The following is a 22,306-nucleotide window of genomic DNA, read 5'->3' on the forward strand; positions in this document are numbered from 1 at the left end:
ATGAGGTAGAAAATAAAAAAGAGTGAGGACGATTTTGCTGTCCCTCACTCTTTTTTTGTATCCATTCATTCAACTAGGCATTTTTTTGACGGTATTCTTTCGGTGAGATACTTTCTTTCTTCTTGAACAAAAAGGAAAAATAATTTGGGTCATTATAGCCAACATCAAAGGCGATCTCAGATAGCCGTAGATTTGTCGTTAACAGCAGTTCCTTAGCTAAGGTCAATCGTTGCTCGGTCAAGTATTCGATAAACGTAGAATCAGTGGCTTGCGAGAAGATGGTGCTGAAGTGCGCCGGACTCAAATGAACTTTTTCAGCAACTACATTTAAGGAAATATTGGGATCAGAAAAGTGCTCACTGATAAAGGCTTTGGCTTGATTGATGACGCTTTGATATTTCGCCATTGCAGGATTGATGGGTTGTTTGGTCAATAGCGGCAACAGTTCTGCCAGAGTCGTTTGATAGTTCTCTGGCTCATGGGTCAATGCCGCTAGATAGTCTAAGTCATGGGCGTGCTGAACGATCTGGGGCAGCGAATGACTGTCTTTTTTCTTCAATAATGCCAGCAATTCGACCAAGACGAACAAACGGTACATTTGCGTTCGCTCAACGGTCCCTTGAGGCGCCATCAATTCATCGGTCAGCTCAGGGATCGTCTGTTTCCCAGCATTTGCCAGTCTTGAAGCAAGATCGGTTTTGAAAGGATTGGTGGGGGACAGTTCCCCTTCCCGAATGTCATCTTCATAGCTGATGATTTTTTCCTTGCGGATGCTGCCATAGGTTTTTAGCATGTCACGAGCTTTCTGATAAGAAAGAGGGATGCCCGAGAAACGATCTGCTATAGGTCCGATCGCCACTGCCACTTCTTCCCCAGAACCATGAACGAGGCTTTGAGCGATCTGATAGGCTTTTTCTAAAACTTGTTCTCGGTCATGGTCAAAAAGTAAAAACTTGATGAAGCGGCTAGAGACACTGGAGAACAAGACGGCATCATCTTGCTCATAGGCTTTGGTCAGCTGCTGGCTAAAGCGAGTGTAGTCAGAAAAACTTTGATTGAAGGGGGTTTTTGCTAACAGCACACAAAACTGTTTGCCTGAAAAGCGCCGTCCCAGTTCTTCTGCTTGCAAAAAAGCTTCTGAGATCGTGATCTTTTGTTTAAAGAGATGATTCAGAAAGTGATTTTTTTTGATTTCCATTTCGAATAAATCGTCTTCTTTGGATAATTGCTGATGGGTGGTTTGTTGTTCATCTAAGTGTTGAACGACGGTTTTGATGGCTTGTTCTAATTCTTCGTTTTTGATGGGCTTGAGTAAGTAATCGTCTGCTTGCAGCTGCAGTGCCGTTTTTGCATAGTCAAAATCATCAAAGCCGCTAACAAAAATAATGCGAACTTGCGGCAATAATTTTTTGGCTTCTTTCGCAAAGACCAAGCCATCCATAAACGGCATTTTGATATCGCTGATAATAATATCCGGACGCAGATCAAGGATCGAAGCTAGCGCCAATTCGCCATCGGCGGCTTCATCGCTATAAACGATCGGGTATTGTTTGGCGAGAGTCATGATTTGGTGGCGTAAACTATCGCGAATCAGATGTTCATCTTCAACTATGAACACTTTGTACATGGTTGGGTTCCTCCCTTTTTGGTACTGTGACGTTAATCGTGGTGCCTTCTTGGTATTGACTGTGGATCGTCAGTTGCGCTTCGCTGCCGTAGTTCAGCTGGAGACGGCGATAGACGTTATATAGGCCATAGCCGCTCTCAGAGGCGGGATCAGTGGTTTCTTTAAGGTTACGACGAATCTCCTCCAAACGGTCAGGGTCGATCCCAATGCCGTTGTCACTGATGGTCATTTGAATCTGGTGAGGCAATTCTGACACTGTAATTCGAATCATGCCGACGCGACGGACAAACTTGGTGCCATGATAAACGGCGTTTTCAACTAGGGGCTGCAGGACCATTTTCAAAACCTGCAGTTCTGGACTGACGGTTTGATCTTCGATGGTGTAAGACAGCATCCTACCATAGCGAATCTGCAAAATCTTCAAGTAATCGCCCACATGCCGCAATTCTTTTTCCAAAGGAATCCAGTCTTGCCCTTTGCTTAAGGAGATACGGAAAAAATCCGATAACGCATAGGTCATTTCCGTTGCTTGCTCGTAACGGGCAGCTTCAATCAAAGAAACGATCGCATCTAAACTATTATAGATGAAATGTGGGGTAATCTGGGCTTGTAAGACCCGCACCTCACTTTGGGCTAAGTGATACTGCTTCAAGGCATTTTCTTCCAAGAGCCGGGTCAAGTCATCTGCCATTCGATTCAAGCTACTCGTCAAGGTCCGCAGTTCTGGGGTTTCTGGCAGTTCTGCTCGGTAGCTCAAATGTCCTTGGGATAGTTCGTTGGAAAGATCTAATAACCGATCCAATGGGTCTTGCAGATTGTCCCGAACAAAGCGCCGGTTTTTATTGATGATCGCAAAGATGATCAAAAGCAACACGACTTGAAAAAGGATCAGTAACAATACCGATTGGACTAGTTCGTGATTGGTTTGGCTGGCTAAGCTGATCTCTACCCCGACGAATTGCTGCAAAATATCGGATAGCAAATCGATCACCGAATCCACTTGGATCATGACGTATTGGTTTTTTTCCACCGGCTCATCCTTGAGAATATTGTCGATCAACTGTTGCTGATAGGTTTCTAAAGAATCGAGCGTCCGAAAGGCGACCGCTAAAATATTGAGCTCTTTCGCAGTGCTGGTATTTTCTTGGATGTGTTGCAGGTCGCTTCTCAATTCCTCAATTACATTGGTTTCTTGGACTTGTTCGACGGTTTTTTGGCCAAAGACTAAGTCCCACATCTCCTCCAAGACAATGGCATCGACTTTTTCCGATAGTTGATTGGCTTCTTCAATATTGTTGATGGTATTTTGCTAAATGAAAATCTGCCGCGAGTAAAACACACTGCTTAGTACGAGGGGAATAAAGGCGACGAGGATCATCAGTTTATTCGTCTGTTGAAAGATGCCCTTGATACTTTTTGTTTTCATCTTCATCTCCTCAATAATTTCTCGGTGGAATCTGATCGAAATCCATGTCACTGGAAAAAACTGTTTCATGGACATAGATTTCACGAGGAATGGCATCGGCGCCGCGAGCCAAGTAGCGAGAGATGGCATTTTTGACGAACACCCCGGCATCTGGGTTGCACTCAACGACACAATTGACCACTCCTTGCTTCAATTTATCGATCATTTCTTTTTGAGCATCGATCGATACGATCACTAAATCCTTCCCCGGCTCAATATCGGTTTTTTCTAAGGCTTCTAGGGCACCCAACGTCATCTCATCATTGTGGCTGAACAAGACATCAATCTGTTCCATTTTGCCTGCTTCGATGTATTGTTCGATGACTTCTTTGCCTTTACGGCGGATGAAATCGCCGTTTAATTCGTCTACGACTTGGATCGTCACATTGTTATGGGCATAATCACGCTTGATGGTTTCTCGGAACCCTTCTGAGCGCAAATACGTCGGGGACGTAGCATCCAGTCCCGTCAATTCTAAAACATTGACTGTTTTGTTCTCATGCTCTTTATAATAATTACTAACGTAGAGACCTGCACGATTGCCCTCGGCTTTGAAGCTTGGCCCGATATGGGTCAAAAATAAAGAGGGATCGCTGACATTGACATGTCGATCTACCACGAAAACGGGAATCCCAGCTTGGGCCGCTTCTTCCAAAATCGGTTCCCAATTGTTTTCCTGAATGGGGGTAAAGACGATGGCATCGACTTGATACACGATAAAATTACGGATATCTTGGATCTGTCGCTCTTGATTCATATAACCGTTACGATAAAGGACTTCATAGCCTTCCTTCTCTAATTCAGTGCGGATCGATTCCGTATGGCGTTTACGCCAGCTGCTTTCCGTTCCCGACTGGGAAAAACCGATCACAATACTTTCTTCCGCTGTTTCAGTGGTTGTTTCTTTGTTTGCTTGGCAACCAGCCAAGCAAGCTAGAAACAAACAGACGAACAACCCAATTTTTATATTCCTCATTTTTTTCACCTCTATGGTCTATTCTACTAAAAAATACGGAAGCGCTTTACACAAAATATCAAATCAAATAAAAACCAAGGGAATCTTAAAAAATCCAAGATTCCGAAGAGAAAAGGGGGTAACTGGGCCGTTTTTTCTCAAGAAATCCAAGAAACCTCGAAAAAATCTAAATGTAAGCGATTCCTTAACTAGCTATACTGAATATGTAAGAAAAAGACATGGAGGGATCACAATGAAAGGTACTTTTGGTAAATTGGTCGTCCTAGCATCCACCTTATTGGTTGGTGGATTGTTAGCAGCTTGTGGGAATGGATCAGATAGCGGGGCAAACGGTGACGGAGACAAAGGATTTGTTGGGATCGCGATGCCGACCAAATCGGCAGAACGATGGATCGCAGATGGCAACAATATGGTAGAGGAATTAGAGAAGCTTGGCTATAAAACTGACCTGCAATATGGAGAAGACAAAGTAGAAAACCAAGTGGCACAAATTGAGAACATGATCACCAAAGGCGTTGATACTTTAGTGATCGCCTCGATCGATGGTTCGGCACTGACGGACGTGTTGGAAAAAGCCCATAACGAAGACATCACAGTCATCGCCTATGACCGTTTACTGATGAACTCGGAATACGTCGATTATTATGCCACCTTTGATAATTTTGGAGTCGGCGTGCTGCAAGCGTCTTATATTGAAGACAAATTAGGCCTCAAAGATGGTGAAGGACCATTTAACATTGAATTATTCGGCGGTTCTCCAGATGATAACAATGCACTGATCAATTATAATGGGGTCCTTTCGGTTTTCCAACAATACTTTGACAGCGGACAGCTAGTCGTTCCTTCCGGTCAAACCAACTTCAACCAAATCGCTACCTTGCGTTGGGATGGTTCAACCGCGCAAGCTCGGATGGACAATTTGTTGAGTGCCAACTATACGGATCAAACATTGGATGCTGTTCTTTCACCTTATGATCCAATCAGCCTAGGAATCATCTCATCGCTTAAAGGTGTGGGCTATGGTTCCTCTGATAAACCACTGCCTGTGATCACCGGTCAAGATGCGACGGTGGCAGGAGTGAAATCAATCATCGCGGGCGAACAAACCCAAACGATTTTTAAAGATACACGGGTGTTAGCGAAAAACACGATCGAAATGATCGAAGCCATCACCAATGGCGAGGAAGTGCCGGTCAACGATACTGAAACCTATGATAATGGCGTCAAAGTCGTACCAACCTACTTGTCAAATCCTGTTTCTGTGGATAGCGACAACTACAAAGAAGAATTGATCGATACCGATTACTATACAGAAGAAGAGCTGGGCATTTAAGCAAGGAGTGCAGATCCAGCGAGAAAAGATGCTAGTTTCCCCTAAAGCAGCAGGGAAGAACGAATCATCCCCAGTATTCGTTCTTTCCGCTTTTCTTACAAAGGGAGCGCATCACTTTTACATAAAAAGGAAAAGGGTGAAAGAACATGGCAGATAATATTTTGATGATGAAAGGCATCGTCAAAGAGTTTTCAGGGGTTCGCGCCCTTGATAACGTCAACCTCTCGATCGAGCGAGGAGAGATCCACGCACTGTGTGGAGAAAATGGCGCTGGCAAGTCCACGCTGATGAATGTCTTAAGCGGACTCTATCCTTACGGCAGCTATGATGGAGAGATCTATTATGAAGGGGAGTTATGCAAGTTCAAAGATTTGCGGGACAGTGAGGACAAAGGAATTGTTATTATTCATCAAGAGTTAGCCTTAAGTCCTTACCTGTCGATCAAAGAAAATATCTTTCTAGGAAATGAACAAGCCAAACACGGCATTATTGATTGGGATCTGACCGAAAAGAAAACAGATAACCTCTTAAAGATCGTTGGCTTGAAATTAGACCCGAATACGCTGGTTTCACAAATCGGTGTCGGGCATCAACAGCTGGTGGAAATTGCCAAAGCATTTTCAAAATCCGTCCGATTGTTGATTTTAGATGAACCAACCGCGGCGTTGAATGAAGAAGAAAGTGCCAATCTGTTAGAGCTGATCAAAGAGTTTCGCAACCAAGGGATCACCTCGATCATTATCTCCCACAAGCTGAATGAAATCGTCAATGTGGCGGATCGCATCACGATTTTACGAGACGGGCAAACGATCGAGACGCTGAGCGGGGCCGAAATCTCTGAAGAGCGTATCATTCGCGGTATGGTTGGGCGAGATTTGACCAATCGTTACCCAGAGCGGAAACCCGCTATTGGTGAACCGTTTTTTGAAGTCAAAAATTGGACGGTCCATCATCCAATCGACCATACCCGTGTGGTGAATGAAAATTTGAACTTGATGATCCGCAAAGGAGAGATCATCGGCATCGCCGGTTTGATGGGTGCGGGACGGACAGAGTTTGCCATGAGTGTCTTCGGTCATTCCTATGGCAGTTCGATTTCGGGGGAAGTCTATAAAGACGGCCAACCGATTTCTGTCAAAGACGTGCCAACCGCCATCAAAAATGGGTTAGCCTATGTGTCGGAAGACAGAAAAGCGTTGGGCTTGAATCTGCTGATGGATATTCGCGAGAACACCACCATCGCTAGTCTTGCCAAAATCAGCCGCCAAGGGGTCATCGATAAAGAAAAAGAAGTCACGATGGCAGAAGAATTTCGCAAAAAAAAGCGGACGAAAACCAATTCAATCTATCAAAACGTTGGCAGTTTGAGTGGTGGGAATCAGCAAAAAGTCGTTTTGGCAAAGTGGCTGATGACCACACCAGATATCTTATTTTTAGATGAACCGACCCGCGGGATCGATGTCGGGGCGAAGTACGAAATCTATACGATCATCGAAGAGATGGCAGCAGCTGGCAAAGCCATCTGTATCATCTCCTCGGAGTTACCAGAACTATTAGGCATGTGCGACCGGATCTACACGATGAACGAAGGCCGCTTCACGGGCGAAGTGTTACGGGAAGAGGCAGACCAAGAACGATTGATGAATCTAATGACACTAGAAGAGAGTGGGGTTTGAGATGGAAACAACCAATAAATTAAAAAAAGAACGCAGCCATTCGCTGAAAGAAAAGGCACTGGAAATCTTTAGCAAATACAGTATGATCATTATCTTAGCAGTATTATTGGTGGCCTTTCAGCTCATGACCGACGGAATTTTCTGGCGGCCGCTGAATATCACCAACCTCGTGTTGCAAAACAGTCATATTCTCGTTTTAGCAGCCGGTATGCTTTTGGTCGTCTTGTTAGGACATGTCGATCTATCCGTAGGCTCCGTGATGGCGTTTGTCGGTGCGATTGCAGGCGTCTTGATGGTCAATAACGGCATCAGTCCTTGGTTGGCAGTGCCTCTTTGCTTACTGATGGGCGCAGTGATCGGTGCCTGGCAAGGCTTCTGGGTCGCGTATGTCGGTATCCCAGCATTTATCGTGACCTTGTCTGGTTTACTAATGTTTCGAGGATTGACCCAAGTCGTCTTAGGCGGTCAATCATTGGCACCGTTTCCCAAGGCATTCCAACAAATTTCCACCGGCTATTTGCCAGATATTGCAGGCGGTCAGATCCATTTACTTTCCATGATTTTAGGTGTAGTGATCACGGGCATCCTGATTTTAGGCCAATGGCGGACCCGTGAGCGCCGCAAAAAAAATCTTTTTGAAGTGGAATCAATGGCAGCCTTTGCCTTTAAAGCCGTCTTTACTGCGGTTGTTTTTCTCGGTGCTACCTACATCTTTGCCTCTTATCAAGGGTATCCGATCATTTTGATCGTCTTAGGGGTGATCGTGGCTGCCTATGGATTTTTGACTAACAAAACCGTCGCTGGTCGGCAAATCTATGCAACCGGCGGCAACAAAAAAGCAGCCGAACTTTCGGGAATCAAGACGAAGAAAATCACCTTCTGGGTCTTCGTGAACATGGGGATGATGGCAGCTTTGGCGGGCTTGGTTTTAGCGGCTCGGTTGAATGCAGCCACACCGCAAGCGGGAACGTCAATGGAATTAGATGCAATGGCCGCAGTGTATTTCGGCGGTGCTTCTACCTCAGGCGGTATTGGTACTGTGATGGGGGCGATCGTTGGTGGTCTCGTGATGGGTGTCTTAAACAATGGGATGTCGATCTTAGGGGTCGGTGTCGATTGGCAGCAAGCCATCAAAGGGTTGATTTTGCTGCTGGCTGTCGTGCTGGATATCTACAATAAGAAAAAGAAAATTTCGTAGGAGGGCCTGTTTATGGAGGACCAAGCACAAAAGACGATTTTATTGATTTGTACCGCCGGCATCACTACGGGTCTCTTAGTGAAAAACATGCAGCGGGCCGCAGATGAAAAAGGGCTAGCTGTGCATATCTATTCGGCACCAGCCATCATTGCTGAACAGATCCTGCAGCAGCAAACAGTCGATGCTTTGTTGATCGGTCCGCAGTCGAAGTACGAAGTCAATCGATTAAAAGACTTTCTCATGGTCAAAGCGGTGCCATATAAATTAATCAAAGAAACAGATTACGAGCTGTTAGATGGCGAAGCTGTCCTTACAGACAGCCTGACCCTTTTACAAAACGATCGCTAGGCTCGCGTAAAAAGATGTGTCTTTTAGCGTTTGAATATGTTGTTTAGAGTAGTGCCTTGCGAATCCCCCAAGCAAGCACTACTCTTTTTATCGTAAAGTAGTTTGATCACCTGATAGGGAAGAACCGTCGATTGAATGCTGCTTCGGTCAGTTCTTGAGCTTTGTTTGCCAGTGAGTGGACAGATGACGGAAGTACAGTAAAGGCGGCGGATCTTTTCCAATGAGGAAACAGTCAAGAATCGATCTTGTATCTGTTTCTTTAAAGCAGCAAACAACTCATAGAATGGAGGAACAGATTATCGAACCAGCTGAACTTACCCAGATTCGCCCCAGTAAACGACAACTGCAGTGGCAGCAGCTGGAATTTTATGGCTTTATCCACTTTGGTCTCAATACGATGACCAATCGTGAATGGGGGCTCGGCAATGAGTCGCCAACGGTATTTGACCCGCAAAAGCTAGACTGTCATCAATGGGTTTCTGCAATGAAGCAAAGCGGTATGCAGGGAATCATTTTGACCTGTAAACACCATGACGGCTTTTGCTTATGGCCAAGCCAGCACACTGCTTACACAGTCGCTTCAACGCCCTGGCGCAATGGTCAAGGTGATTTAGTGAAAGAACTTTCTGATGCTTGCCGTCAAGCAGACCTGAAATTCGGCATTTATTTATCGCCTTGGGATCAGCATGAAGCTTGTTATGGAATGGGGCAAGCCTATGATGATTTTTATACGGCGCAGTTGACAGAACTTTTAACCAATTATGGTGATATATTCGAAATATGGTTAGATGGGGCCAATGGTGAAGGACCCAATGGAAAACGCCAAAACTATGATTGGGAACGGTATTATCAAGTGATTCGAGAGCTGCAACCCAATGCAGTGATTGCGGTTTGCGGACCGGATGTCCGTTGGGTAGGAAACGAAGCGGGGCAAACCAGACTTCAAGAATGGAGTGTGGTGCCAGCAGCATTAAAGGATGCTGAAAAAACAGCGAGTCATTCGCAAAAAGCCGATAGCACAGCGTTTCGGCAATCGATTTCCAGTATGGAAATGGATTTAGGAAGCCAACAAGCGCTGAAAAAGTACGGCATTAAAGAAGCTGCCGAATTGGCTTGGTACCCTGCTGAGGTCAACTTATCGATTCGCCCCGGCTGGTTTTATCATCCATCAGAAGACCAACAAGTAAAAAGCGGCGCTGAGCTCTGGTCTTTTTACAAGCAGATCGTTGGGGGCAATAGTTCTTTTCTACTTAATGTGCCGCCGATGCCGGATGGTATGATCCATCCAACGGATCAAAAGGCATTGCAGCAATTAGGTCACTCGATTAAACAATTGAAAGAGGTGACGACTGAAAGGAACGGCACGTTTGCGAGTTCTTCAACCAGTGTGTCCAGCAGAATGGATAAGCTCCAACTATCTCAAGCGTTTGGCCAGTATTGGAAACCGGACTTGGAAGACAAACGGCCATGGCTGACCCTACATTTTGCAGAACCGGTCGTCATCAATTCACTTGTATTGAAGGAAGCGATTCAATATGGGCAACGGGTAGAAAAAGCAAAAATTTTTCTGCAAACTGTAGCAGGACCACAGTTACTGACCGAAATAGTGACGATCGGCTATCAAAAAATCATCAGCTTTGAAGCGGTCGGCGTGTCTGCTGTCAAAATCGTTTTTACTCAAGTTCGGCAAACACCGATCATTCAAACCATGGCCGCGCGCTATGTGCCTCAGGAAGAATAAAGTAACCCAAAAACAGACAGTCGGCTGACTGTCTGTTTTTGAGGGATACAAATAAGGAATAAAAGTGGATATTAGTTAAATGCGACTGCCTAGGGGGCAAATCCGAGAACAGTGCATGGTAACTACAAATTAAGGAAGTGTGATGACATTTTCTGAATCTTTGTCGAAGAAATGCGCTTTGTTGATGTTGAAAGCTAAATCAACTGTTTCACCTGGACGGTGGAAGTCGCGGGCATCAACTTTCGAGATAAATTCAGTCGCACCTACACGTGTATAAAGCATTGTTTCTGCACCTAATAGTTCAGATACGACCACTTCAGCACGTACAGTTGCTTCAGGAGAAGCTTCCAATGCGATTTGTTCACTGTGGATATCTTCTGGACGAATACCAAAGACTAATTGTTTGCCTTCGTAGCCTTTTTCAACAAGAATCTTATTCTTGCCTTCAGGAATACGTAAATTCAAACTTTGACCATCAGAGATCATACCGTTATTCAACGTAACATTGAAGAAGTTCATTGCTGGTGAACCGATAAAGCCGGCAACGAAAATGTTTTTCGGTGTGTTGTAGACTTCTTTTGGTGAACCGATTTGTTGAATGAAACCATCTTTCATGATAACGATCCGGTCAGCCATGGTCATCGCTTCTGTTTGGTCATGGGTTACATAGATCGTCGTTGTTTCTAAACGTTGGTGTAATTTTGCGATTTCCGCACGCATGGCAACCCGCAATTTCGCATCTAAGTTTGACAACGGCTCATCCATCAAGAAGACTTTGGCATCACGAACGATGGCACGGCCTAAGGCAACCCGTTGACGCTGACCACCTGAAAGGGCAGCAGGTTTACGATCTAAGTATTCTGTCAAACCTAAGATCTCAGCGGCATTTTCTACGCGTTTTTTGATTTCTTCTTTGTCGTATTTACGCAATTTCAAACCAAATGCCATGTTGTTGAAAACAGTCATATGGGGATACAATGCGTAGTTCTGGAAAACCATCGCGATGTCGCGGTCTTTTGGTGCCACATCGTTCATTACTTTTCCACCGATGCTCAATTCGCCTTCAGAAATATCTTCTAAACCAGCGATCATTCGAAGGGTTGTTGATTTTCCACAACCAGAAGGTCCAACGAAAACGATGAATTCGCGATCCGCGATATCTAAATTAAAATCAGTTACCGAATACGCATCATTATTGTCATATTTTTTGTGGATATTTTTTAAGGCCATTTCTACCATTGGGATTACCTCTTTCCATTTAGTTTACATGAATAGCATAAATGAAAACGCTTCGAATGTGCAACGGAAACCTGCACAAGAAAAAAACGTTTTCTTGTGCAGGTTGTTTAATTGCTCTGATGGGTGAACTGATCGATCAATAAATAGCAAAGCAGCAGATCATCCATATTTTTTAAATTTAAGCGCGTCAGTGTTTGAAACTTATCGATCTTATATAGGAGAGAATTCCGATGCATGAACAGTTCTTTGGCTGTGGAGCTTGCATTGCCTTGATTGCGCCACAGGGATTGAATGATCGTTTCGGTCTCTTCTTCAAACCAATCTAGATATAAGGTACGAAACAAGGAAATATACTCGGAAAAGCCATTGCGAAAAAGAGAAAAGACCACTTTGGGCAGATCCATACTTTTACTGGTGGTTTTCGTTTTTAACTCATTTTTGAACAGGGTAGACTCACTTGCCCATAAGGTAGTGAAATCGTGGCGCGGATGATGGAAGGGACCGACGAACAGCTGAGAATAGCAGTCGAAATCCATATCCAAAGCCACGAATAAGCCGTCGAGATCTTCGATGGGTAAATTAGTGTCGTCTTGTTTTTCTACGATCACCGCATGGTCTTCGGTGAGGAAAAAAAGATCCACCACGCTAGGGAGCATTTGCTGGATCTCTGCGAGCCATTCGGATTGCAAGGAGTCAATGGTTCGGGTGAAATGAACTTGCAGCATTCGGACCCACGTTTGGTCTTGAACGGGCTGATGTTCAAATAAAATCGGATACCATGGATGGTTTCGGTTATCGATTTCTGGTTGCAAAGAGCCGTTTCCCAGTTGGATCAGCAGTTTTTCACTGTCACTTAATTGGTCAGTTGGCAGCCAAATATATTTTTTGCCGAAAGCGATGGATTCGATGTCCTTCGTTGTGGATACTTTGTCATGCAGCGTTGCCTGGGGGAAACGCGCTTTGATGTCATTAAAAGAAAAAATGAGAAAGACCTCCTTTGAGATACTCTACGTATTCTTCATTTAGTATAGCATGTTCTAAAAAAACCGTTCAAAATTTTCCCAGAAAAAAGCACAGCCCTTCACCGAAATCTCTGCCTTTGCATGGCAGGAGGACTGCTTTTTTCCCGAAGCGATGGCTTCTATAATCCTAACAGTTGTTTTTTCTTTAAGGCAAATTCTTCTTCAGTCAAAATTCCTTCATCGACCAACATTTTCAGTTCGCGAAGATCAGCAATGACCTGTTCCGTCGGGGTTACAGTTGGTCGCGGGGGCAGTATCGCATGCTTACGGGGGAAGTTAGTGAGATAGCGCTGTATGATCCGAGCAATCAGCAGGTCTTTTTCGGCAAAGCAAAGGGAGTGGTTTGGTTCCGTCCTTCTGCGAGAATGGGTTTCTCTGATTGCCCCGCCGCCAATATACAGTTCCAAGAAGCCATTGCCTTTCCAAAGACCAGATTCGGCAACTTCTTTCAGACTGACACTGGTGATCTGGGGAATCTGCAAAACCTGCTTTTCTTTCTTTTTGTAGTCGATGATCGTGAGGGTATCTTCTGCGATGATCCAAGCATCACGATAATGATAAGACAGTAATTTGATTTTACCAGCCTCTTCATCCACGTAACTTTTGGCTGATTGTCCGCCAAGTGCTGCCAAATGATCCGTTAAAAATTCATAGGCTTTTTGGGCATCGATTCGATTGGTGAAATAAAGCAGATGAGAATTACCTGGTACCTGCAGTCGGAGGTAGTCCACTAAGAGACCTTTGCCTATATGTAATTCCACATCGGCAATTTTTGCCATGGGAATCTTTTCATCCGGGATTTTTGGATGGGTGTTGTTTATCCAGACGCCTTTTTTCGTAATGAACCAACGACAGCTGGCATCATGTCTGCGATTCTCTCGATATTTTTTTGAATACAGAATAATGGGTTCCTCGTAGGTTTCATTAGGTGTTCTCGTCAAAATACTTACCTCCTTAAACGTAATAAGTAATATTTTATTCAATTATACAACAAATAGCGTTTTTATTCGTTTTATTCTGATGAAAATAAGGGTATTTTGTCGTTTTCCTTCTTTTCGTTATGGTTTTTTAGAAAAAAATCCCTAGCAGCAATTGACAAGGAAGCGGTTTCTTGGTATCTTAGATGTACGGACAACTTTTGAAAGATGGGATGAAAATGGCGAATAAGTACGAACAACTAGCGGATATCTTAAGAGAAAAGATCCGCTTAGGCACCTATCAAGAAGGCGATGCGATCCCTTCAGAAGCAACCTTACAGGAAGAATTTCATTATAGCCGCCACACGGTGCGCCAAGCGATCGCTGTTTTGGTCAATGAAGGTTATTTAAGAAAAGAACGGGGCTCAGGTACCTACGTTTCAAAACCTGAGACTGTCAATCGTAAAAACCGCAAAACGATTGGGATCATCATGACCTATTTGTCTGATTATATTTTCCCATCGATCATGCGTGGCGTGGAGCAGACATTGCGGGAGCAAGGCTACTCACTGCTTTTAGGCTCAACCAACAATGACCATGAGCAAGAAAGAGCGTGCTTGCAGCAAATGATGGATCAAGGGGTAGACGGGTTGATCGTTGAACCAACTAAGAGCAGCCAGTACAACCCGAATCTTGCCTATTATGTCGCACTCCAAGAAGCTGGGATTCCTCTCGTCATGATCAATGCCTATTACGAAGAACTAGACTTGCCGCATATTTGTGTCAACGATACACGTTCTGTTTTTTTAGCAACCAATTATCTATTAGAACAACAGCATCAGCAGTTGATGATGATCACGAAAATCGATGACTTACAAGGGAAATATCGGATGAAAGGGTTTGTCAAAGCGTTGACCCAAGCCAAGCGGACGTTTGCAGCAGAAGACGTCTTGACGTATACGACGGAGACGAAAGAAGCCGTTATTGAACAAGCGATCCAGCGCTTGACGGCTGCCGATAATCAAGTCACAGGCATCGTTTGTTACAACGATGAGATCGCGCATCGTTTGATTCAAGCATTGACGGCTGCTGGGAAGAACGTTCCTACTGATTTTTCGATCGTAGGAAACGATGACTCGCCCCTTAGCACCTTGTCCACACCGACGATCACCACACTGACTCACCCGAAAGAAGCGATGGGGGAATTGGCAGCACAATGGATCACTACAGGTAAGGCAACAGAAGCACAACACTTTTATTTTGAACCAGAGCTGATCGTTCGCGGTTCAGTCAATAACCAAAAAGGAGAGTAAGAAGATGACGCAACAAGTAAGGCAAGCAATTATTGACGGGCGCACGTCTCTTGGGATCGAGCTAGGCTCGACACGGATCAAAGCTGTCTTGATCGATGAGCGGTTTCAGACGATCGCTTCTGGCAGCTTTGAATGGGAAAATCAATTGGAGCAAGGGATTTGGACCTACTCGCTAGAAGCGATTTGGCAAGGACTGCAAGCCAGCTACCAAGAGTTGGCGCACAATATCCAGCAGCAATTCGAGGTACCTTTGACGACGATCGGCAGTATCGGTTTTTCTGCAATGATGCACGGCTATATGGCCTTTGATCAGCAAGGCACGCTGTTGGTCCCTTTTCGGACATGGCGCAATGCGATCACGGAAGAAGCAGAAAAAACTTTGACGGCATTGTTCCAATACAACATCCCGCAGCGTTGGAGTATCGCGCACTTGTATCAAGCGATTTTGAATCAAGAAGCTCACGTACCAGAGGTCGCTTTTTTCACTACCTTAGCCGGCTATGTCCATTGGCAGCTGACAGGAGAAAAAGTTATCGGAATCGGTGATGCATCTGGGATGTTCCCAATCGATAGTACGACAAAAAACTATGATGCGAATATGCTGCAGCAATTTGATGCGCAAATCAGCATTCAGGGGTATCCTTGGCAGATCAAAGACCTTTTGCCACAAGTGTTGACAGCAGGCGAACCAGCCGGCACATTGACGGCAGAAGGCGCAAAAAAACTCGACCCAACCGGTACCTTGCAAGCCGGCATCCCGTTATGTCCGCCAGAAGGCGATGCGGGCACTGGCATGGTTGCCACGAATAGTGTGGCACAGCGAAGCGGGAATGTTTCAGCCGGGACGTCGGCTTTTGCCATGATCGTTTTAGAAGAACCCTTAACGCAAGTGTATCCAGAGATCGATTTGGTCACGACGCCTTCTGGTGATTTGGTGGGGATGGTCCATACGAATAACTGTACCTCGGAGATCAATGCCTGGGTCAAACTTTTCCGCGAATTTGCCGACGCAGCTGGAATGAAACTCTCCACGGAAGAATTGTTTGCGACCTTGTTCAACGAAGCATTGAAAGGGGATTCAGACTGTGGTGGGATGCTCTCTTATGGCTATTATTCTGGTGAAAATATCACCAAGATCCCTGAAGGACGACCGCTTTTCGTCCGATCGCCAGAGAGTTCTTTTACTTTAGCAAATTTCATGCGCTTACATCTGTTTAGTGCCTTTGGTGCGATGAAGATCGGGATGAAGATTCTGGAAGCCGAAGACGTTGCCCTCGATCGAATCGTTGGTCACGGTGGGATCTTCAAGACGCCAGAAGTTGCCCAGCGTGTCTTGGCAGCTGTCATGGAAGCGCCAGTTACGGTCCTGGAAACGGCTGGTGAAGGCGGCGCCTGGGGGATCGCCCTTTTAGCAGCATACCTACGCCGCCACAAGCCAGAACAATCCTTGGCCGCATTTTTAGCAGATCAAGTGTTTAAAAATGATCACGGCGTGACGTTAGTCCCAACGGAAGCGGACATTCAGGGATTCACCGTCTTTACCCAACGTTACCAAGCAGGGTTGCCGATCGAGCAAGCGGCAATCGATGCGTTGATTTAAAAAGAAAGAAGGGAATTTTGTGTTAGAAGGATTAAAAGAAGAAGTCTTTCAAGCCAATTTGGCATTGCCGAAGCAAGGATTGATCAAATACACCTGGGGCAATGTGTCAGCTGTGGATCGCCAACAGCAGTTGTTTGTCATCAAACCTAGCGGTGTTGACTATGAAACCATGCAAGCCAGTGATATGGTGGTTTGTGATTTTGAGGGCAACGTAGTGGAAGGAGCAAAAAATCCTTCCTCCGATACGCCGACGCATGCCGTTTTATACAAAGCATTTCCAGAAATTGGTGGGATCGTCCATACCCATTCTACTTGGGCGACGAGCTGGGCTCAGGCAGGACTCGATCTGCCAGCGATGGGCACGACCCATGCCGATACGTTTTATGGAGCAGTCCCCTGTGCCCGCTTTTTGACGCAAGCCGAGATCGATGAAGGCTATGAAGCACAAACAGGACAGGTGATCGTCGAAACCTTTAAGGAACGCGGCATCACGCCAGAAGAAATTCCTGGTGTCTTGCTTCACGGTCATGGACCGTTTACCTGGGGCAAAACGGCGGATGCGGCGGTGATGAACGCAGTGGTCTTAGAAGAAGTCGCTAAGATGAATTTTATCACGCGCCAGCTCAACAGTTACGCACCCGAATTGCCGCAGCGGGTCTTAGACAAACATTATTTACGCAAACATGGAGAAAATGCCTATTACGGGCAAAAATAACGAAAAAGGAGCAAGTAGAATGTTAGAAATCGGGAAAAAAGAATTTTGGTTCGTCGTAGGATCACAGCACTTATATGGAGAAGAAGCATTACAAGAAGTACGGGACCATGCAGAAGAAATGGTCAAAAGCTTAAATGACAGCTCAAAGCTGCCTTATCCAGTCGTTTTACAAGAACTCGCTGTTACTGCCGATACGATTACGAAAATCATGAAAGAAGTCAACTATCGGGATGAAGTCGCTGGGGTGATCACCTGGATGCACACCTTCTCACCAGCAAAAATGTGGATTCGCGGCACGAAATTATTACAAAAACCATTGCTGCACCTTGCCACTCAATACAATGAACAAATTCCATGGGAAACCATCGATATGGACTTTATGAACTTGAACCAAGCGGCTCATGGTGACCGAGAATACGGATTTATCAATGCCCGTTTGAAAAAGCAAAACAAAATCGTTGTCGGTTATTGGAAAAATGAAGCCATCCAAAAAGAAATTGCTGCTTGGATGGACGTGGCAGTCGGCTACAATGAAAGCTTCCAAATTAAAGTCGCTCGTTTTGGCGACAACATGCGTAACGTTGGGGTGACGGAAGGCGACAAAGTCGAAGCACAGATCCAATTTGGTTGGACCGTTGATTATTTTGGGATCGGCGATTTGGTACAAGTTGTCGATGCGGTGACTGACGAAGAAATCGATGCACTCTTTGAAGAATACAGCCAGCTGTATGATTTCGATTATGGCGATTACGACAAAGAAGAGTGGGCACGTCATGTCAAAGCACAAGCCAAACAAGAAATCGGTCTGCGCCGCTTCCTTGAGGCAGGCGGCTATACGGCATTCACCACGAACTTTGAAGACTTGTATGGTATGCAGCAGTTGCCTGGTTTAGCTGTACAACGCTTGATGGCAGAAGGCTATGGGTTTGCCGGTGAAGGGGACTGGAAAACAGCCGCTATTGACCGCTTGATGAAAATCATGGCTCACAATAAAGCGACTGGCTTTATGGAAGACTACACCTATGAGCTGACACCAGGAAAAGAAGCCATCTTGCAATCCCACATGATGGAAGTCGATCCGGTATTAGCAGCCAGCAAACCAAAAATCGTGGTTTCGCCATTGTCGATGGGGGATCGTGAAGACCCAGCCCGGCTCGTCTTTGACGGCCAAGGCGGCGAAGGTGTCGTGGTTTCGATGGCCGACTTTGGCACTCACTACAAATTATTGATCAATGAAGTCGATGCCTTTGAGCCAACTGAAGAAGCACCAAAACTACCGGTTGCACGAGTAATGTGGACGCCAAAACCAAACTTCCACGATGGCGTCAAACAGTGGATCGAAACAGGCGGTGGCCATCACACCGTTGTCTCACTTGTCTTAAATTCTGATCAGATCGAAACATGGGCGAAACTTGTAGGATTAGAATACGTAACGATCAAATAAGTACACAATCACAAAAGGAACCGTTGGCTATGCCGGCGGTTTCTTTGCGTTTTTCTTAAGCTTTCTTGCCTTCTGGCTGTAAAGTGCGGGCAAGCAAACCCTTGAAAGCACCAGCAATCAGCAAAATTGACTTTTAAATATAGGGGGCATAGACTTTTATGTAAGAGTGGAACAATGGACTAAAAGGAGGAGCACAATGAAGACAACCTACGATACACCAGAGTATTATCAGAAAATGAACGCTTGGTGGCGAGCAGCCAACTACCTTTCCGTTGGTCAGATCTATTTGAAAGACAATCCCTTATTGCGCCGCCCCATCGAAGAAAAAGACTTGAAAGTGAATCCAATTGGTCACTGGGGAACGATCGCCGGACAAAATTTTATTTACACCCATCTCAATCGCGTCATCAATAAGTACGACTTAAACATGTTTTATATCGAAGGACCGGGCCATGGCGGACAAGTCATGGTTGCGAATGCTTATTTAGACGGCAGCTACAGCGAGATCTATCCAAAAGCCACCCAAGACGAAGCAGGGATGAAACATTTATTCAAAACTTTCTCTTTCCCAGGTGGGATCGCTTCTCATGCGGCACCTGAAACGCCAGGTTCGATCCATGAAGGCGGCGAGCTAGGCTATTCCATCGCCCACGCTACCGGAGCTATTTTAGACAATCCCGATGTCATTGCAGCAGTAGTGGTCGGTGATGGTGAAGCCGAAACCGGACCGTTAGCGGGCAGCTGGTTTTCAAATACCTTTATCAACCCAGTCAATGATGGCGCAATTTTGCCTATCTTGCATTTGAATGGCGCCAAAATTGCCAATCCAACGATTTTGGCTCGTAAAAGCGACCAAGATCTCACGAAATATTTTGAAGGCATGGGTTGGACCCCTTATTTCGTAGAAGGGGACGATCCAGAAGCGGTTCATCCGCAATTGGCACAGAAGATGGATCAAGCCATCGAACAGATCCACGCGATCCAAGCAGAAGCCCGCAAAGGTTCTGCGGAAGAAGCCGCTATGCCTCATTGGCCTGTTTTAATCGTTCGCACACCAAAAGGGTGGACTGGACCGAAAGTCTGGGATGGCGAGCCGATTGAAGGGGGCTTCCGTGCCCACCAAGTGCCGATCCCTGTCAATGCGAAACATATGGAACACGTGGATGCTTTGACGGATTGGCTGCAGTCTTATCGTCCAGAAGAGCTTTTTGACGAAAACGGCCGCATCAACGCTGAGATTCAAGAATTGGCGCCAAAAGGGGAGCAACGGATGGCTGTCAACCCAATCACCAACGGGGGGATCGATCCGCAACCGCTACGCTTGCCAGATTGGCAAGCACATGCCATTGCGATTGAGACACCAGGGGAAACGACTGCCCAAGATATGATGGTCTTTGGGAAATTTGCCCGTGACATCATCAAAGAAAATCCTGACAACTTCCGCATTTTTGGCCCAGATGAAGCCAAATCCAATCGGTTGAACCATGTGTTCGAAGTCACGGACCGCCAATGGTTGGAGCCAAAACATCCTGATTATGATGAATGGCTGTCTTCAGTGGGCCGTGTGATTGATTCACAATTATCAGAACATCAAGCAGAAGGCTTCTTGGAAGGCTATGTGCTGACGGGGCGTCATGGCTTCTTTGCCAGCTACGAGTCGTTCCTAAGAGTCGTTGATTCTATGATCACGCAGCACTTCAAATGGTTACGAAAAGCCCATGATCTGGACTGGCGCAACCCGTACCCCTCATTGAATTTGATCGCTTCATCAACGGTCTTCCAACAAGACCATAATGGGTACACCCACCAAGATCCAGGGATCATGACCCATATTGCAGAGAAAAAAGCCGACTTTGTGCGGGTCTACTTGCCAGCCGATGCCAATAGCTTGATGGCTGTCATGGCTGAAACACTCGCTTCTGAAGAAAAGATCAATCTAGTGGTCTCTTCGAAACACCCACGTCCGCAGTTTTATTCGGCGGATGAAGCGAAAGTGCTTGTCAAAGATGGCTTGAAAATCATCGACTGGGCATCGACGGATGAAGGACAAGAACCGGACATTGTGATCGCAGCTGCCGGGACGGAACCGAATTTGGAAGCATTAGCTGCTGTTTCCTTGCTGATTGAAGCCTTCCCAGAGTTGAAAGTCCGCTTCATCAATGTGGTCGATCTATTGAAATTGCGTCGTCCAGAAGTCGATCCTCGTGGGTTGAGCGATGAAGCATTCGAAGCCTACTTTACGAAAGACAAACCGATCGTGTTTGCTTTCCACGGGTATGAAGGACTGATTCGCGACATCTTCTTTGGCCGTCGCAACCAACAGCTTCATATTCATGGGTACCGAGAAAATGGCGACATCACGACACCGTTTGATATGCGGATCCTTTCTGAATTGGATCGCTTCCACTTAGCCAAAGACGCCGCCGAATGGGTCTATGGAGAAAAAGCAACGGACTTTGCCAAAAAAATGGCAGACACCGTTGCGTATCACCATGACTTTATTCGAGAAAACGGCTATGATATCGCCGAAGTCGAAGAGTGGGAATGGAAACCATTGCGTTGATTTTTTCTCCACTACATCAGCGAAAGATAATTTAAGAACAGAAGAAGAACAAACAGTACAAAACGATCCGCAACAGGGTCGGGACGCCTTACCAAGGAAGCCCGACCGACTGTCTGCGGATCGTTTTTTTAAAAGACGTCGAAACCGTAATTTTTGATATGCTGTTTCAACAAGGCGAGATAGTCCAAAGCCATCTCACTCAGTTCCATTTTCTTGTGTTTGAGGTAACCTAGTGTCATCGCATCATCGACTTCCAAAGGAATCGCAACGATTTTTTCATCATTCAGCTCACTGCTGATGATCCCAGAGCTGATGGTATAGCCGTTGAGACCCACCATCAAATTGAAAATCGTGGCACGATCGCTGATGCGAATGTGTTTTTTGCGTTGTAAAGTGCTTAAGATCTCTTCAGAAAAGTAGAAGGAATTGGTTTCCCCTTGTTCGTACGACAAATAGGTATAAGGTTCCAAATCAGCTAATGTGATGCTTTTTTTCTGAGTCAGTGGATTTTCTCGGCCGATGAAGACGTGGGGTTTGGCTTCAAATAAAGGAATGAATTGCAGGTCTTTTTCGTGGATCAAACGGGTGAGGACCGTCGTGTTGAAATCATTCAGATAAATGACCCCCAATTCGCTCTTAAACGTCTGGATATCATCCAATACATTTTGTGTCTGGGTCTCCCGCAAGGTGAATTGAAATTCATCTTCCCCTAACTGTTTGACCAGTTCCACGAAGGCGTGGACGACGAAGGCATAGTGTTGTGCGGAAACACTGAAAACATGCTTGCGATGGCTGTCTTTGCGAAAGCGTTCGTCCAAGAGATTGACTTGGTCTAAAACATTTCGAGCATAGTTGAGAAAGGAACGGCCATCATCGGTCAAGGTCACCCCTAATTTACTGCGGTAAAACAGCTGCAGATCATACTCTTTTTCCAACTCTTTCATGGCTTGGGAGAGGGATGGCTGACTGATGAAAAGCTGTTTGGCGGCTTCATTGAAAGAGCCGGTCTCTACGATTTTTTCCAAATATTCAAGCTGCTGGATACGCATGGGAAGCAACCTCCTTTTTGTGTTATAGGTATTGCCTATGGAATATATAAGTTTATAAGTATTATCTATAGTATAAGATG

At 45.5% G+C, this 22,306-nt stretch carries 16 protein-coding genes and 1 pseudogene; 10 read left to right on the forward strand and 7 right to left on the reverse strand.

Annotated elements, in window-relative coordinates; translation table 11 throughout:
* Positions 1–73: 73 nt before the first annotated feature.
* The 3 genes and pseudogenes from IGJ17_RS02040 to IGJ17_RS02050 form a co-directional block, all read right to left on the reverse strand.
* Positions 74–1,627: a response regulator gene (locus IGJ17_RS02040; protein WP_005232247.1), complete on the reverse strand. Its 1,554-nt coding sequence runs from the start codon at positions 1,625–1,627 to the stop codon at positions 74–76.
* A pseudogene (locus IGJ17_RS02045) lies at positions 1,605–3,053 on the reverse strand (sensor histidine kinase). Before IGJ17_RS02045 ends, IGJ17_RS02040 begins: the two are co-directional and overlap by 23 nt.
* A 10-nt stretch (positions 3,054–3,063) precedes the next feature.
* Positions 3,064–4,068, reverse strand: a complete 1,005-nt coding sequence (locus tag IGJ17_RS02050) for an ABC transporter substrate-binding protein (protein ID WP_194199303.1) — start codon at positions 4,066–4,068, stop codon at positions 3,064–3,066.
* A 232-nt stretch (positions 4,069–4,300) separates the two neighbouring features.
* Here IGJ17_RS02050 and chvE point away from each other — a divergent pair, with 232 nt between their 5' ends.
* The 5 genes from chvE (at position 4,301) to IGJ17_RS02075 (ending at position 10,364) form a co-directional block, all read left to right on the forward strand.
* Positions 4,301–5,401 (forward strand): multiple monosaccharide ABC transporter substrate-binding protein, encoded by a 1,101-nt coding sequence (chvE, locus tag IGJ17_RS02055; protein ID WP_086372573.1) that lies wholly within the window; start codon positions 4,301–4,303, stop codon positions 5,399–5,401.
* Positions 5,402–5,547: 146 nt separating this feature from the next.
* Positions 5,548–7,077: a multiple monosaccharide ABC transporter ATP-binding protein gene (gene mmsA / locus IGJ17_RS02060; protein ID WP_429947002.1), complete on the forward strand. Its 1,530-nt coding sequence runs from the start codon at positions 5,548–5,550 to the stop codon at positions 7,075–7,077.
* Position 7,078: 1 nt separating this feature from the next.
* The gene (mmsB, locus tag IGJ17_RS02065; protein ID WP_005227258.1) at positions 7,079–8,275 is read left to right on the forward strand and encodes a multiple monosaccharide ABC transporter permease; all 1,197 of its coding nucleotides are present in this window, start codon (positions 7,079–7,081) and stop codon (positions 8,273–8,275) included.
* A gap of 12 nt (positions 8,276–8,287) precedes the next feature.
* Positions 8,288–8,623 (forward strand): PTS sugar transporter subunit IIB, encoded by a 336-nt coding sequence (locus IGJ17_RS02070; RefSeq protein WP_008376144.1) that lies wholly within the window; start codon positions 8,288–8,290, stop codon positions 8,621–8,623.
* A 220-nt stretch (positions 8,624–8,843) separates the two neighbouring features.
* Positions 8,844–10,364 carry an alpha-L-fucosidase gene (locus IGJ17_RS02075; RefSeq protein ID WP_016619659.1) on the forward strand — a complete coding sequence of 507 codons (1,521 nt, stop codon included), beginning with the start codon at positions 8,844–8,846 and terminating at the stop codon, positions 10,362–10,364.
* 129 nt (positions 10,365–10,493) lie between these two features.
* Here IGJ17_RS02075 and IGJ17_RS02080 read toward each other — a convergent pair whose 3' ends face one another.
* From IGJ17_RS02080 to IGJ17_RS02090, 3 genes are all read right to left on the reverse strand, one after another.
* Positions 10,494–11,603: an ABC transporter ATP-binding protein gene (locus IGJ17_RS02080; protein ID WP_008376142.1), complete on the reverse strand. Its 1,110-nt coding sequence runs from the start codon at positions 11,601–11,603 to the stop codon at positions 10,494–10,496.
* Between the two features lie 107 nt (positions 11,604–11,710).
* Positions 11,711–12,415 (reverse strand): helix-turn-helix domain-containing protein, encoded by a 705-nt coding sequence (locus IGJ17_RS02085; protein ID WP_008376141.1) that lies wholly within the window; start codon positions 12,413–12,415, stop codon positions 11,711–11,713.
* A gap of 329 nt (positions 12,416–12,744) precedes the next feature.
* Positions 12,745–13,566, reverse strand: a complete 822-nt coding sequence (locus tag IGJ17_RS02090; RefSeq protein WP_008376140.1) for an SHOCT domain-containing protein — start codon at positions 13,564–13,566, stop codon at positions 12,745–12,747.
* A 182-nt stretch (positions 13,567–13,748) separates the two neighbouring features.
* Here IGJ17_RS02090 and IGJ17_RS02095 point away from each other — a divergent pair, with 182 nt between their 5' ends.
* The 5 genes from IGJ17_RS02095 to IGJ17_RS02115 all read left to right on the forward strand — a co-directional run bounded on the left by IGJ17_RS02095 (position 13,749) and on the right by IGJ17_RS02115 (position 21,177).
* Positions 13,749–14,855, forward strand: coding sequence for a GntR family transcriptional regulator (locus IGJ17_RS02095; protein ID WP_429947004.1), 1,107 nt, complete (start codon positions 13,749–13,751; stop codon positions 14,853–14,855).
* A gap of 4 nt (positions 14,856–14,859) precedes the next feature.
* Positions 14,860–16,455, forward strand: a complete 1,596-nt coding sequence (locus IGJ17_RS02100) for a xylulokinase (RefSeq protein WP_429947005.1) — start codon at positions 14,860–14,862, stop codon at positions 16,453–16,455.
* A gap of 19 nt (positions 16,456–16,474) precedes the next feature.
* Positions 16,475–17,170: an L-ribulose-5-phosphate 4-epimerase gene (locus IGJ17_RS02105; protein ID WP_008376133.1), complete on the forward strand. Its 696-nt coding sequence runs from the start codon at positions 16,475–16,477 to the stop codon at positions 17,168–17,170.
* 19 nt (positions 17,171–17,189) lie between these two features.
* A complete protein-coding gene (gene araA / locus IGJ17_RS02110) occupies positions 17,190–18,614 on the forward strand; it encodes an L-arabinose isomerase (RefSeq protein WP_034878099.1) in 1,425 nt (474 codons plus the stop codon).
* A gap of 196 nt (positions 18,615–18,810) precedes the next feature.
* Positions 18,811–21,177, forward strand: coding sequence for a phosphoketolase family protein (locus IGJ17_RS02115; RefSeq protein ID WP_429947006.1), 2,367 nt, complete (start codon positions 18,811–18,813; stop codon positions 21,175–21,177).
* A gap of 128 nt (positions 21,178–21,305) precedes the next feature.
* Here IGJ17_RS02115 and IGJ17_RS02120 read toward each other — a convergent pair whose 3' ends face one another.
* Complete coding sequence (locus tag IGJ17_RS02120) at positions 21,306–22,226, reverse strand: LysR family transcriptional regulator (RefSeq protein ID WP_005227268.1); 921 nt, start codon at positions 22,224–22,226, stop codon at positions 21,306–21,308.
* Positions 22,227–22,306: the final 80 nt, after the last annotated feature.

It is taken from the genome of Enterococcus sp. DIV1096b, assembly GCF_050498765.1.
GTDB classification, from domain to species: domain Bacteria; phylum Bacillota; class Bacilli; order Lactobacillales; family Enterococcaceae; genus Enterococcus_D; species Enterococcus_D entomosocium.